Annotated in this window: 10 protein-coding genes and 1 pseudogene; 4 read left to right on the top strand and 7 right to left on the bottom strand. The window is 60.1% G+C overall.

Translation table 11 applies throughout. From position 1 onward, the window contains the following. The first annotated feature begins 57 nt into the window (after positions 1-57). Positions 58-1,470: a PIN domain-containing protein gene (locus MESCI2_RS0133110; RefSeq protein ID WP_027040240.1), complete on the top strand. Its 1,413-nt coding sequence runs from the start codon at positions 58-60 to the stop codon at positions 1,468-1,470. A gap of 214 nt (positions 1,471-1,684) precedes the next feature. On the opposite strand, the gene MESCI2_RS0133115 is transcribed toward MESCI2_RS0133110, so the two are convergent. Further along, positions 1,685-2,344: a hypothetical protein gene (locus tag MESCI2_RS0133115; RefSeq protein ID WP_027040241.1), complete on the bottom strand. Its 660-nt coding sequence runs from the start codon at positions 2,342-2,344 to the stop codon at positions 1,685-1,687. 303 nt (positions 2,345-2,647) lie between these two features. Between MESCI2_RS0133115 and MESCI2_RS0133120 the strand changes: the two genes are divergently transcribed. Continuing rightward, the gene (locus MESCI2_RS0133120) at positions 2,648-3,574 is read left to right on the top strand and encodes a hypothetical protein (protein WP_155936717.1); all 927 of its coding nucleotides are present in this window, start codon (positions 2,648-2,650) and stop codon (positions 3,572-3,574) included. A 117-nt stretch (positions 3,575-3,691) separates the two neighbouring features. Here the strand turns inward: MESCI2_RS0133120 and MESCI2_RS1000000136375 are convergent, their stop codons facing one another. Further along, positions 3,692-5,485, bottom strand: coding sequence for a recombinase family protein (locus MESCI2_RS1000000136375; protein WP_050596731.1), 1,794 nt, complete (start codon positions 5,483-5,485; stop codon positions 3,692-3,694). 59 nt (positions 5,486-5,544) lie between these two features. Between MESCI2_RS1000000136375 and MESCI2_RS01000000135995 the strand changes: the two are divergent. Then, a pseudogene (locus MESCI2_RS01000000135995) lies at positions 5,545-6,441 on the top strand (YifB family Mg chelatase-like AAA ATPase); the annotation flags it as partial. A gap of 185 nt (positions 6,442-6,626) precedes the next feature. Beyond that, entirely contained in the window at positions 6,627-7,166 is a 540-nt protein-coding gene (locus MESCI2_RS0133140; protein WP_027040243.1) for a J domain-containing protein, read from the top strand. A 130-nt stretch (positions 7,167-7,296) separates the two neighbouring features. Here the strand turns inward: MESCI2_RS0133140 and MESCI2_RS0133145 are convergent, their stop codons facing one another. The 5 genes from MESCI2_RS0133145 to MESCI2_RS0133165 all read right to left on the bottom strand — a co-directional run bounded on the left by MESCI2_RS0133145 (position 7,297) and on the right by MESCI2_RS0133165 (position 13,451). Then, positions 7,297-9,465: a malate synthase G gene (locus tag MESCI2_RS0133145; protein ID WP_027040244.1), complete on the bottom strand. Its 2,169-nt coding sequence runs from the start codon at positions 9,463-9,465 to the stop codon at positions 7,297-7,299. A 98-nt stretch (positions 9,466-9,563) separates the two neighbouring features. After that, positions 9,564-11,606 (bottom strand): hydantoinase/oxoprolinase family protein, encoded by a 2,043-nt coding sequence (locus tag MESCI2_RS0133150; protein WP_027040245.1) that lies wholly within the window; start codon positions 11,604-11,606, stop codon positions 9,564-9,566. A 250-nt stretch (positions 11,607-11,856) separates the two neighbouring features. Further along, on the bottom strand, positions 11,857-12,483 hold the full coding sequence (locus tag MESCI2_RS0133155) for a CDGSH iron-sulfur domain-containing protein (protein WP_027040246.1): 627 nt from the start codon (positions 12,481-12,483) through the stop codon (positions 11,857-11,859). Positions 12,484-12,597: 114 nt separating this feature from the next. Beyond that, complete coding sequence (locus MESCI2_RS0133160) at positions 12,598-12,969, bottom strand: hypothetical protein (protein ID WP_027040247.1); 372 nt, start codon at positions 12,967-12,969, stop codon at positions 12,598-12,600. A 125-nt stretch (positions 12,970-13,094) separates the two neighbouring features. Then, positions 13,095-13,451 carry a hypothetical protein gene (locus tag MESCI2_RS0133165; RefSeq protein ID WP_027040248.1) on the bottom strand — a complete coding sequence of 119 codons (357 nt, stop codon included), beginning with the start codon at positions 13,449-13,451 and terminating at the stop codon, positions 13,095-13,097. Between the last annotated feature and the right edge of the window lie 34 nt (positions 13,452-13,485).

The following is a 13,485-nucleotide window of genomic DNA, read 5'->3' on the forward strand; positions in this document are numbered from 1 at the left end:
CATCCAACGCTTTTCGATGGTCATGGTCGAATCGGCGGATTGCCGATACGCTTCAGCATGGAACTTGCGTTCGACCACACAAAGTATTCGTCGATCGTCTTCATCGACAGCATGGTTGCCCTAGAAGGCAAGCCGCTGGAAACGATGCCGTGGCACGAGATCGATCCAACCGACTCCATCCTCATTTTGGTCGTTCCACAGGTAAACTCCGAAATCGATAAGCGGAAACGTGATGGGCGCCTTGGCAAGCGCGCGAGGGCATTCAATCGGCTAATAGCCCATGCTGCCGAATCTGGAGTACCGCACACGATAGCTGTAGGTTCTCCGACTGTTGCTATCGCCGTCACCCGTCACAAACGTATCGATTGGGATCAATATGACACCCTCGATCCCGGCGAAGGTGACGATCGTGTTGTTGCTCAAGTTCTCTACGCTGTCGATGTACCTGATCAACGCAAGCTGCTGCTAACCAATGACACTAACCCGATGGCGATTGCGTCTCGCCACGGCCTTAAGTGCCGCCGCTTGCCTGATCACTGGTTGCTAGATCCGGAGCCCAGCCCCAGTGAGAAGGAAGTGGAGCGGCTCAAGGCACGTGTTCGCGAATTGGAATCGGCCCAGCCGAAGATTGAAATCTCGCTGAAATACGGATTGGCTCAGCCTCAGACGATCTTTCGCGTTCATCCGATGCCAGATGATGCCAAAGGTGTCATCGCATCGCATGTGATCCGACAGAACCCCAGCCAGCAGGACGATTCTCCCTTCAACTTGCGCCGAGACTACAGCTACGATGAACGTTATCGTGATTATCGGACCAAGGTCGTTCCTGCATACACTACCTCGGTTCATCGGTTCCTTGAGGTTCATTACGCTCAAGTTCCCTTTGCCTTTTGCGTCAAGAACATCGGGAATTTGCAAGCTGAGAGCCTAGTGCTCAGATTGGCAGGTAAGGGCGGCTGCCTTCACAACCGATTCACCTGTTATCCGATATTCGGCCCGCCTGCGCCTAAGCCAAGAACTTTCCTCGATGGCATCCGATTCGATCCAAATTCCATTCGGCCGGCGATCGTCGGCAGACATGAGATGCAGTTTGCTGTCGGTCCCGACCGTAGCCCGGTGATCGAGATCCATTGCGCCGATTTCAGACATGGTCGCTACTGGGAATTCGAGGGGATTGCGACGCTCGATCCCCACCACGAGGGGCCGTTCGTTGTCGATGTCGAGGTGACTGCATCGAATATGCGCGGAATTCAGACTAAGTCGTTCGATCTTGCCCTCACGGTGGAGAACGCCAAGATCGGTGATCTCGTTGACCTCCTGAAGCCTGGATACAAGATCCCCATCCCGATGATGGAGCGCTTGACGGCCGAAATCACAGCTAAGAACTGGGATTGGATAGAAGTCGTCGATGTTGACGGCCAAGAGGAGTGGCCCGACGACGGTGATGAAGATGGCGACGATGAGGATTGAAAACTGAACGGACCAAGGACCAAGCGGGTTATGCGTGGAGATTTGAGAGACGACCACCAAGACACACGCGCCGGGTTTACGGGCCTTTCTTGAACTCCAGAAATCAGGGCAGGGTGACGGTTGGGGCATCGGAATTCTGGGTGCTGCCTCTATAACTAACCCTCAACTGCGCTGTGAGGTCACAAACAGCCCCGAACCCTGCCTGAACCCTCTCTCAGTTCAACGTTTTCTCGACCTGAAACGGCAGCACCCTGAAGTCGTCAGCGACTTTCAGCTCGTGATTATTGTGCACCATAAATTTTGCCATGTACGACGATGCACGACTCTCACCCGTCGAATTTCGATGGTCATGATCCAGCTGCTGGATATCTAGCTCTCGAATCGAAAACCGTTCTTTGATGGATAGTAGCCGTTCTTTGTCGGCTAATAACTTTTGAAATCCCTCTCTAGTTTGATTGGTGAAAATCCAGATCGAGTGGATGTGAGGGTTCTCTAGTTTGCCCATCGATCTCCAGTATCTCGATCCATTCATGTCCAGACAACCGATAGCTAGGGGTTTGAGGTCGTGGAATGACGGTCGATGGTAGTTCCGTCCAACCACGTTCCGGCAGATCAAGTTGTACAGATCGGTGAACGTGTCCATCTCAGTTTTGGCAGGTGGGCCGTCGATCAGGGCGGAACTTTCTAGCCGCTTATTGCGACGGCTGTGATCGAACGAGATCGTTATGAAAAACCCGTTCCGTCGTTTGCAATATGAGGTGGGTTCGAATCTGCCTTTGTGATCTTCGATGAACTGATCGATCTTGTCGTCGAACCAGCATGCATATTGAGACGAGATGGAGGTTGGAGAGGCGTGTGAGTGGCTTTGCAGCATGTGAGTTCGTCATCTTTCATAGGGATATAAACCATCGACGATGGTGAAAGTTGGGTTTGGGGGTTTGAAGGCGTGCGAGGATTGCCGTCGGCACGGATCAAGGACCGATTTGGAAAATGAGGAAGCGGAAAAGGAGCTAATGGCGAATATGTTCTAGGGGATGACGGTTCTATGATGCCATTCTATTTATAGCGTGGCTTAGACGGAACATCACCGCCTTCGGAACAATCATACCCATCAGGGCGGTGGGGCTCGGAATTCGCGCAGAATTCTTCAGATATGTTTGGTAACGCTATGATCTTGATGGAATACAATATCGACGAGAGCCGCGCTCGCAACATCCCATCGCCTGGTAAATGCATCTACTGCGGGATTACGGGTGTTAAACTAACTGATGAACACGTTATCCCGTTTGCGATAGGCAAAGATGCTACGATCCTCGATAAATCTTGCTGCGAGGTCTGTCAGAAGATCATTCAACCATACGAGCAGGCGGTGCTTAAACACCAGCTCGGTCATTTCCGCGCGATGGTCGAGTCGCCTACGCGAAATAAGAGGGATCGTCCGAATATGGTCACCCTTGAGTTCGTAGAAGTGAATGATAAAGGCCAAGCCATTCGAGACTTGAGCTCGCAAGTAATTCCGCTCAGCGAGGCCCCGCTTATCCTCAACCTTTGGCAGTCACCGCCACCACGCATGCTGCGCGTGCCGGACGATCCTCCAGATGGGGAAGGTCGTGCGTGGCATTACATCGAGAAGAAGATCGCAGATCCGATCCTGGCGGCCATCGCTAGTGTCGCCGGCGCCAGAAATGTTGGCATCAAGCTCGGCCGAGTGAACCGCCTACATTATCTTAGGACGCTCGCGAAAATAGCGCACGCCTATGCCGCAGCCGAGCTAGGGCCAGATGCGTTTAAGCCATTCCTTACAGAGATAATTCTTAAACGCTCAGATGACGTCGGTCGCTACGTAGGCGACATGGCCGGCGTTGCATCACTCGAAGGCCCGACCGGGCACGACTACAAGATCACCCTCGGTGAGGTCCCGGAGGAAGCCGGTTTCGGCAAAGGGATCATCGTTGTTTTTATGCAATTCTGGGCTGATCTTGGTTCGCCGCCGCATCTGGTTGTAGTAGGTGAGGCTCTTATTGACCTGAAGGCGCAATTCGAAACCAAGGCCATCGACCGGGGTCGCAAACCTCTGTCAAACGGTTCGAACAGTCCAGGCTGAAATACCGCGAATTCCAGCTCGGTCTCGTGCGTAAAACGGTTGTTTTCCGGACATACCCATTCAACTTGCCGCTTGCCTCAAACCGAGTGGAAGTGTTCGGTCATCCTTTTCGGAATCCTATCCTCCGGATCTCAATCCAAAAAGGGTTTCCAGGTCCATGCAACGTTCGCTGCCAGCGGGATTACCTGCGGCATCCACGGTTACTTCAGCGACGAAGTCCGTTGGATCGTCGTTGTTAAGCACGATTCTGCGGGAAACTCCGTCGGCTAGAACAACAGTGAAGCTGCGATTGTACCGCTTTGCTTCAAAGTTGGTTCGTCGGATCACTTCGAGAATGCGCTGACGCTCCGTCGGATCGGTCCCCGCCTGATCGAAGAGCGCTTCAGCCTTCTCCAACCGGGGTTTGTTGCCTTCAACATCTAATCGCAGGTCCCTGACGATTTCACGCAAGCGGCCGGCAAGCATTGTCCTTTGCGCGAACGCGTCGGGGCCTTCGGTCTCTTGAAGCTGGTCAATCAAACGGTGCACCTCGTCAGGCGAAATCGACTGCTGTTCACGGATTGCAGACAGCTGTAGCTCAACCTCGGCGATCTGCACGTCGACTCCGGCTAGGTCGTTTTCGCATTCCTTTAGTTTTGCAGACACGAAATCGATCGAAATTGCCTGATTTATGAGAGCGTACGATCGCTCCCGTTGCACCTCTAGCTGATTGCGTTTCTCCTTCAGCGAAGTCAGTCTATTATCCAAGGCGATTGCATCGGATTTAGTGGCCGATGCCGCTAGTATTTCACCTAGATCGATCTCCCTGACGTACAGAAAGAACGACCTTTCAAAATCTTGGTAGCGCCATGGGGTTGAAACGCAGGCCAGTCCACGTAGTGCCTGACTGCACTTCAGATATGTACCGCCGCCCGGCCCAAACCCCTTGTTGAGGAAATGCATCGGAGAGCCGCAGTTTCCGCACTTTGCCAAGTGAGTGAACAGGTTGCGCAGTGCTTCTCCCTTACGGCCCCCGCCTTCTATCCGGCGCTTGCCCCTGGCGAATTGGGCTCGGAGAAACAGTTCCTCATCGACGATTTGTGGATAATAGCCCGGAATTGGGTCGCCGAACGGTATCCGTTTGCCATTCTGCTTGGTGTGAGGCTGAAATTCCCCCAAGACCGCACGCGTCTGGATGATCTTGGTGACATACGACTGCACCCAACCATTCGACCTACCAAAGGCTGGTGTTCCCAAGTCGTTCAGTCGGCGCGTGATGACAAACGACCCTTGTCCACTCGCGCTATCCTCGAATATCCGCCTGACGATCTGTGCTCGATCCTCCAACACACCAAAGCTTTTCCGGTCGTCAGATAGCGCCAGCCAAGCCGGACACAGTCCAGTAAGTTTTTTGTCGTCGATAGCCTTTCGCTTAGCGTCCCAAGCTGCAGACAACCGCTGGCTTTTGATTTCTGACTCTTCGTTCGCACGTGCCATCATGGCAATCGAGATGATCAACTGCGCGAATTCGGCTTCTCCAGCCTTGTAGAGCTGATTGTCTGATAACGTGACTAGGTTGATCCCGTTCGACGTAATGTCAAAAAACAGAGGGACTGCGGCACTAAGCTTTTGACGTGAAAGGCGGTCGAACGACTCAACCAATAGGTACGAGCCCTTCGGAATTCGTCCGGCCTTCACCGCTTCGAGAAACTTGCCAAGCTCGCCGGTTGAGAGGTTGTCGCCCTTGAACGCAGAGACCCCTATGTCCTCAAGCCTGAAGTCCTCGACTAGATGAAGATCGTGATCGTCGGCATACTTCTTTGACCGCTCCGTTTGCCTTCGCAAACTGTCGCCTTTCAGCTGGATATCGGTCGACATTCGGACGTAGGAATAGGCGAGCGGCTTTGTCAGGAAAACCTCCGGGTCGGACAATTAATATCCCACAATGACATTAAATTTCAACCACCGTATCCTAATTAATAGGACTCATTATCTTGATGATCGGGCCACCGGGATCGGGCAAATCGATGCTGGCGCAGCGGCTGCCGTCGATCCTGCCGCCGCTGGCGCCGAAGGAGCTTCTGGAAGTCTCGATGATCGCCTCGGTGGCGGGAGAGCTCGGCGAAGGTAAGCTGACCGACCGGCGGCCATTCCGCGCGCCGCACCACTCGGCCTCGATGGCGGCGATGGTCGGCGGCGGTATCCGCGCGCGGCCGGGCGAGGTGTCGCTGGCCCATCACGGCGTGCTGTTCCTCGACGAGTTTCCCGAGTTCACGCCGCAGACGCTTGATGCGTTGCGCCAGCCGTTGGAGACCGGCGACTGCATGATCGCGCGGGCGAACCATCGCGTCACCTATCCGGCGCGCATCCAGCTGGTGGCGGCGATGAACCCGTGCCGCTGCGGCATGGCCGGCGAGCCGGGCTATCGCTGCCTGCGCGGCGAGCGTTGCCGTACCGACTACCAGGCGCGCATTTCGGGTCCGCTGCTCGACCGCATCGATCTCAGGATCGAAGTGCCGGCGGTCTCGGCCAGCGACCTGATCCGGCCCGACCGGGCGGAGAAAAGTGCCGATGTGGCGCTGCGCGTGGCACGCGCCCGCACCATCCAGCGCGAGCGTTTCGAGCGGCTCGGCGCCACCCGCGCCACCACCAACGCGCATTGCGCGCCCTCGGTCATCGAGGAGATCGCCATGCCTGACGCCGCCGGCCTGTCGCTGCTCAAGGACGCCAGCGAAAAGCTCGCCTTTTCCGCCCGCGCCTATCACCGCGTGCTGAAGGTGGCGCGGACGCTCGCCGATCTCGACGCCAGCGAAACCGTCGGCCGCATCCATCTGGCCGAAGCGATCTCCTACCGCATGAGCTCGGAGCGGATGGCGCAGGCGGCGTAGGTCCGCCGACAAGCCGGCCTCGCCACATTGCATTCCGCGATCACGCCACAATCCCGCCGCTGCGGAATCGATCATCGGCGCGGACCTGATTGTCCGCTTGGCGGTGTCGGACCAAGGTCTTGGTCTCCGCATTGGACATTCCTTATTTAGACAATGCGAATATGGTTGTGGTCGGGGAGCCCGCTATGTTCATTGACTACTACGAAGTTTTGGAAGTCAGCCCGAACGCCAACTCGGAGACGCTGGAGCGCATATTTCGCTATTTTGCGATGCGCTATCATCCAGACAATCGCGAAACCGGCGATGAAGCCCGTTTCAGTGAAATCGTGGAAGCCCACAACACGCTCAAGGATCCGGTCAAACGCGCGCAATACGACATCGCGTACAGGGACCATGCCGGCCTTCGCCGCGAATTGACCGAGGAAGCCAGCAACACCAAGGGCATCGAGCGTGACGTCGTGATCCAGGCCAGGCTGTTGTCGCTGCTTTACGCGAAGCGCCGGCACGACGTCGGCAATCCCGGGATCGGGGATGTGGAGCTCGAACGCCTGTCAGACTGTCCGCGAGAGCATCTCGAGTTTCATCTCTGGTACCTGAAAGCAAAGGGCTGGATAGCAAGAGTGGAAAACGGGACGATCGCGATCACGGTGGAAGGCGTCGATAGGGTCAACTCCGAACACCGTCGCGATCCCACCATTCGGCTCCTGGACCATACAGCTTCCTGACGCCTCACCTCCGGAGGAAGCAGGCTGAAAACTTGCCGCCCCATTCACGGCAGCGCCGTTGGTTGAGAGAAACGCGGCCGATCAAGACCGTTGGCGGCAATCACGCCACCGATCCTCCGTTTGTGCCTGCTCAGCCCTGCTGCGCCTTCAGTTCCAGCCGCCGCGCGTGCAGCACCGGCTCGGTGTAGCCGTTGGGCTGGACGCGGCCCTTGAAAACCAGGTCACAGGCGGCGAGGAAGGCTATCGACTTGTCAAAGTCGGCCGCCATCGGCTGGTAAAGCGGGTCGCTATCGTTCTGGCGGTCGACGATGTCAGCCATGCGCTTCATCGTCGCCATCACCTGGTCCTCGCTGCACACACCGTGGTGCAGCCAGTTGGCGATGTGCTGTGAGGAAATACGCAGCGTGGCGCGGTCTTCCATCAGGCCGACATCGTTGATGTCAGGCACTTTCGAGCAGCCGACGCCCTGGTCGATCCAGCGCACGACATAGCCAAGAATGCCCTGCGCGTTGTTGTCGAGTTCCTTCTGGATGTCCTCGGGCGACCAGTTCGGCCGCACCGCGACGGGCACCGACAGGATGTCGTCGAGCTTCGCCTTGGGCCGGTTCTTCAGTGCCGCCTGCACGGCGTGGACATCGACCTTGTGATAGTGCGTGGCATGCAGCGTCGCCGCCGTTGGCGACGGCACCCAGGCAGTGTTGGCGCCGGCCTTGGGGTGGGCGATCTTCTGTTCCAGCATCGCCGCCATCAAATCCGGCATCGCCCACATGCCCTTGCCGATCTGTGCGTGGCCGGCCAAGCCGCATTCCAGCCCGATGTCGACATTCCACGCCTCGTAAGCGGAAATCCAGGCGGCCTGCTTCATGTCGCCCTTGCGGATCATCGGGCCGGCTTCCATCGAGGTGTGGATCTCGTCGCCGGTGCGGTCGAGGAAGCCGGTGTTGATGAACACGACGCGCTCTTTTGCGGCGCGGATCGCCTCCTTGAGGTTGACGGTGGTGCGCCGCTCCTCGTCCATGATGCCCATCTTGATGGTATTCCTGGCCATGCCGAGCAGCGCTTCGACGCGGTCGAATATCTCGACGGCGAAAGCGACTTCGTCGGGCCCATGCATCTTGGGTTTCACGACATACATCGAGCCCGCGCGGGAATTGGCGCGGCGGCCGTTCGGCCCTACATCGTGCAGCGCGATCAGCGCCGTCATCGCCGCATCCATGATGCCTTCCGGAACCTCGTTGCCGTCGCGATCCAGTATCGCCGGGTTGGTCATGAGGTGGCCGACATTCCTGACCAGCATCAGCGAGCGGCCGGGCACGGTCAGCGTGCCACCGGCGGGCGCGGTGTAGGAGCGGTCGGGATTGAGCTTGCGGACAAAACTCTTGCCGCCCTTGGTGATCTCTTCCGCCAAATCGCCCTTCATCAGGCCGAGCCAGTTGCGGTAGATGACGACCTTGTCTGGCGCATCCACCGCCGCGACCGAATCCTCGCAGTCCTGAATGGTGGTCAGCGCCGATTCCAGGATGACATCGGCGATGCCCGCCGGATCGGTACGGCCGATCTGGTTATTGCGGTCGATGACGATCTCGATGTGCAGCCCGTTCCGCACAAGCAGCACGGCATCGGGATTGGCGGCATCGCCACGGTAGCCGACGAATTGCTTCGGGTTGGCCAGCGTGGTCGAGCCTGCACCGGCGCTCAGACGCAAGGCGCCTTGCGCCAGCGACAGACCGTTGACCCCGGCCCATTTCCCCGAGGTGAGCGGGGCAGCCTCGTCGAGAAAGGTCTTCGTCCAGCCGACGACCTTAGCGCCGCGCGCCGGATTGAAGGCTTTGCCCTTTTCGGCGCCATCGGTTTCGGGAATGGCGTCGGTGCCGTAGAGCGCATCATAAAGCGATCCCCAGCGCGCATTGGCGGCGTTGAGCGCATAGCGCGCATTCATCACCGGCACGACCAGCTGCGGTCCGGCAACATCAGCAATTTCGGGGTCGACATTGTCGGTCGATACGCTGAAGGCCGGGCCTTCGGGAACGAGATAGCCGATTTCTTTCAGGAAGCCCTTGTAGGCCTCCATGTCGACCGGCGCGCCATGCTCGCGATACCAGCCATCTATCTGTTCCTGGATGGCGTCGCGCTTTGCCAGCAGCGCCCGGTTCTTCGGCGCCAAATCATGGATGATGGCCGAAAAACCGTTCCAGAAGGCGTCCGCTTCGACGCCCGTGCCCGGCAGCGCTTCCCTGGCCACGAACTCATGCAGCTCGCGGGCAATCCGCAATCCGGCGATCTCGATGCGGTCGGTCATCAGGCTACTCCAGATGAAAGGCTTTGCGGGCCTTTGGCATGTCAGGTTTGCCGGGTCAATTCAGCTTAGGGTGAAGGTGGCGTATTTCGCCGCCCCGCTCAAACCGCGATCCTTGGCCTTCCCGAGGCCACCGCCACCACATGCGCCTCGATGAACATGCGCTGGGCTTCGACGGTCGAGACGCGGAATTCGGTCGAAACGTCGATCTCGGCGCTGTCGGTGCCGGCCTCCATAGCGCGCTCCGCGACGATGGCGCGGACATCGGCCTCGGCCGCCGCGATCGCCGCCGCCTCGTCGAGGAAATCGCGCACGGTCTCGCCCGAGGCGAGACGAAACAGCCCTTCTATGGGCTGGCTGACCCGCGCCTCGGCCGAAACCCTGACCTGGCCAACGACGGCGCCGAGCGCGTTGGCGACATCGGTATCCCTGGGCACCACGCAGTCATTGCCGATCAGCGGCGGCAGCCCGGCATAGTGCAGCGGCGCCGAGGCGCCGAGGCCGATGACCGGGCGGTCGAGCGCAACGCTCAGGCGGGCGATGCCGGGATGCGAATCGACCGCGCGCTGCACCAATGCATGCGCCACCGTCGACGCGCCATCGAGCCCATCTTCGGCAAAGGCGGTCTCGAGGATATATTCGGCCGACCAGCGCGTCAGCGTCACCAGCACCCGTTCCGAGATCGCTTCCGGCGAAGCGGCGATGTTCTGGCCGCGGCCGTCACGTTTGCGGGCGAAGAGTTCGGCGCCGAGGCGCGCGGCGATGGGATCCCAGTTCGCCTGCTTGCCCAGCACATGGGCGGCGTCCGATGGGGTGAAGCCGGCGACATGCACCAGCCCGCGCGACACCAGCCGGTTCAGCGTCGCGTTCTGCGCGTTCGAGGTCAAAAGCCTGTCGACGGCGAGCGGCACGGCACCGATGGCCTCGTAAAGCCTGGCTTCGGCGCCGGTCAGGCCGGCGGCGAGCCGGTCGGGCACGCCGGTGCGCACCGCGAAACGGCCGTCCATGCGGCCGGGATTGGGCGCGCGCAGCTGGCGCTCCAGCTCTGAAATCACCGCTACGCCATGCGCCATGCCGGCCAGCGCCAGCGGCACCAGGCGGCGCGGCCCAAGCAGGATCCTGGGGTTAAGCGCGCCATCTTCCAGCGCCACTTCGGAATCGCCGCCGAGGCCGAAGGTGCGCATGGCGACGGCCTCGACCATGGTGCGGAAGCCGCCGACGGTGGCGCCTTCCGGATCGAGCCTGGGCCGGCCGCCGTCGAGCACGGCGACGTCGGTGGTGGTGCCGCCGATGTCGGACACCACGGCATTGTCGAGCCCGGTCATGTGGCGGGCGCCGACCAGGCTGGCTGCAGGGCCGGACAGAATGGTCTCGATCGGCCGCTGGCGGGCAAAGGCGGCCGAAACCAGCGCGCCATCGCCGCGCACCACCATCAGCGGTGCCGCGATGTTGCGTTCTCCAAGAAAACCTTCGGTTGCCGCCACCAGGCGGTCGATCATCGAGATCAGCCTGGCGTTGAGCAAAGTGGTCAGCGCCCGGCGCGGGCCGCCGAGCTTGGCCGACAGCTCGTGGCTCGATGTGACCGGCAGGCCCGTCTTTTCGCGGATCAACTCGCGGGCGGCGATCTCATGCGCCGGATTGCGGGTGGCAAAATAAGCGCAGACGGCAAAGCCGGACACCGAGGCGCCGAGTTCCGGCAGCGCCGCTTCCAGTCCGGACAGATCGAGCTTGGCGGCATTGCCATGCACGTCGTGGCCGCCCGGACAAAAAACCACCGGATCGGTGCCGAGCGCGGCCTTCAGCCCGTCGCGGGCGAGGTCGCCCTCGGAAAAGCCGATCATCACCAGCGCGACGCGGCCGCCCTGGCCCTCGACGAGCGCGTTGGTGGCAAGCGTCGTCGACATCGACACCAGCTTGATATCAGCCGGATCGGTTCCGGCTTTCTGCAGCACCGCATCGACGGCGCCGGAAATGCCGACGGCAAGATCATGCCTTGTGGTCAGCGCCTTGGCCTTGGCCAGCACCTTGCCCTTGTTCGGGCCTTCTTGCGGGCCTTCCGTCTCGGACCACAACACGGCATCGGTATAGGTGCCGCCGGTGTCGATCCCGAGGAACAGCGGCTTTGGCTTGGTCTTGGCGGTCATTTTTTGGCGGCGGTCCGGGTGGCAATTTATTTGTCCCTGCCCTTAGCCGATACGGAGCGAGCGATAAAGCCGCGAGCGCTGGGCCACGGGTAATCTCCCCCCTCGAGGGGGAGATGTCGCCAAAGGCGACAGAGGGGGTCGGCACGACTGGATGCGACTTCATACGAGGCGAAAGAGGAAGCCAGCGCTCTACGCGAGACAACCCCCTCTGGCCTGCCGGCCATCTCCCCCTCAAGGAGGGAGATCGCAGCTACCCCACAAACCCCACCTTCTTGTGCGTCCCATCGCAGAACGGTTTGTTGGCGGAATGGCCGCAGCGGCAGAGGAAGGCGCGTTGCGTGCGGTCGACCGTATGGCCTGTTCCGGTGACGATCTCGAGATTGCCCTCAAGCTTGAGCGGGCCATTGGTGGTCGGCGTCACTTTCAGCGGACCATTCCTCGCTTCGAGCGCCGGCGTGTCCTTCAGCGGCGGCTCGCCGGTGGCGGCAAAACCGGACTTGTTGTGACTGCCGTCGCAGAACGGCTTGTTTTCCGAAGCGCCGCAGCGGCAGAGCGTGGCACGATAAGAAGTCTCGCCGTCGAGCACGATCTCGGCGTGTACCGCCAGCGGGCCGTTTTCCCGCAGCCGAACCGTGTTGACCACCGGCGATTGCTCCTGCGGCCCGCCATCCTTCCTGACATAGGTGATGGCGCCCGACGGGCAACTTTCGGCGATGGCGACGATCTTCTCGACGCTGGCCGCCTCGGGATGGATCCATTGGCCCGGCGCGTTGGGCACGAAGACATGCGGATCGCCGAGCACGCAGTTGCGCGAATGGATGCAGCGCCTGCCGGAAAATCCGACATCGATCTTGTCGCTTTCAACCATGCCGGCCATAGCTGGGCTCCTTTTGCCTGAAGCACGTCGCGTCTGAACAGGTCGAGGCGGCGCGCGCTGGGTATTTGCACAGGCTATGGCTCCGGCCCGAAGACCGTCAAGCTGGCAAACCGGTCAGGGGACCAGTTCGATCTCCTCGGTCTCGCCGCCGCTACAGGTGTAGCAGCAATCCTCGCATTTTTCCGTGTTGCCGGGACCGACGCCCCAATAGGTGCCCTCGTCGCCATCGACCCAGGCGCCGTAGCAGATCGATTCGCCCGCGTTGCAGGATATCGGCAGCTGCTTGGTCTCGCCGTCGTCGAGGAAATAGTCCTTGTCCTCGCCCGGCCAGACATAGTCGCGATCCTGGCTGTAGAGCTCGACGCGCATGGCGTTCGGGTGGCTGTTCTTGATGGCGAAGGTGACATCGTCGGCTTGCGCCGCCGACGCAACCAGCATGACGAAGGACAGCGCGGCCAGCATGCGGCGCGCATAGGCATGGAACATGATAGCCCCCGAACAAGCGGCCCACCCGGCCGCGGGGCGACCATTGCATGCAGCGCTGAATCGCGGAAGTGGGCCGGACGAGCCGATCCCTGACTTAATTTGGGTCCAACGGAAACTTCCGCGCTCTACGGCACCAGATCGATCGTCTCGGTGGAATGTTCCACGCAGATGAAGCAGCAGGTGTCGCAGGGCTGGTCATTGTCCGGCCCGACGCCGGCGGAGATGCTGTCATTGCCGTCGGCCCAGGCGCCGTAGCAGATATGTTCGCCCTGATTGCAGGACAGCGGCACGGATTTCTGCGACCCGGGTTCGATCAGGAACACCTTGTCGTTGCCCGGCCAGACTGTTTCGCGATCGCGGCTGAACAGCTCGACGGCGACCGCTTCCTTGCGCAGGTTCTTGACGAAGAAGGCCATCTCGGCGGCCTGCGCCGAGGTGGTGAAGAGCAAGGCCGCCAGTGCAGCCATACGAAAGAGCGTCACCGTCGGACCTCGCGAATCAGGGCGGCAGAATCGC

It is taken from the genome of Mesorhizobium ciceri WSM4083, assembly GCF_000519305.1.
In the GTDB taxonomy this organism is placed as follows: domain Bacteria; phylum Pseudomonadota; class Alphaproteobacteria; order Rhizobiales; family Rhizobiaceae; genus Mesorhizobium; species Mesorhizobium ciceri_B.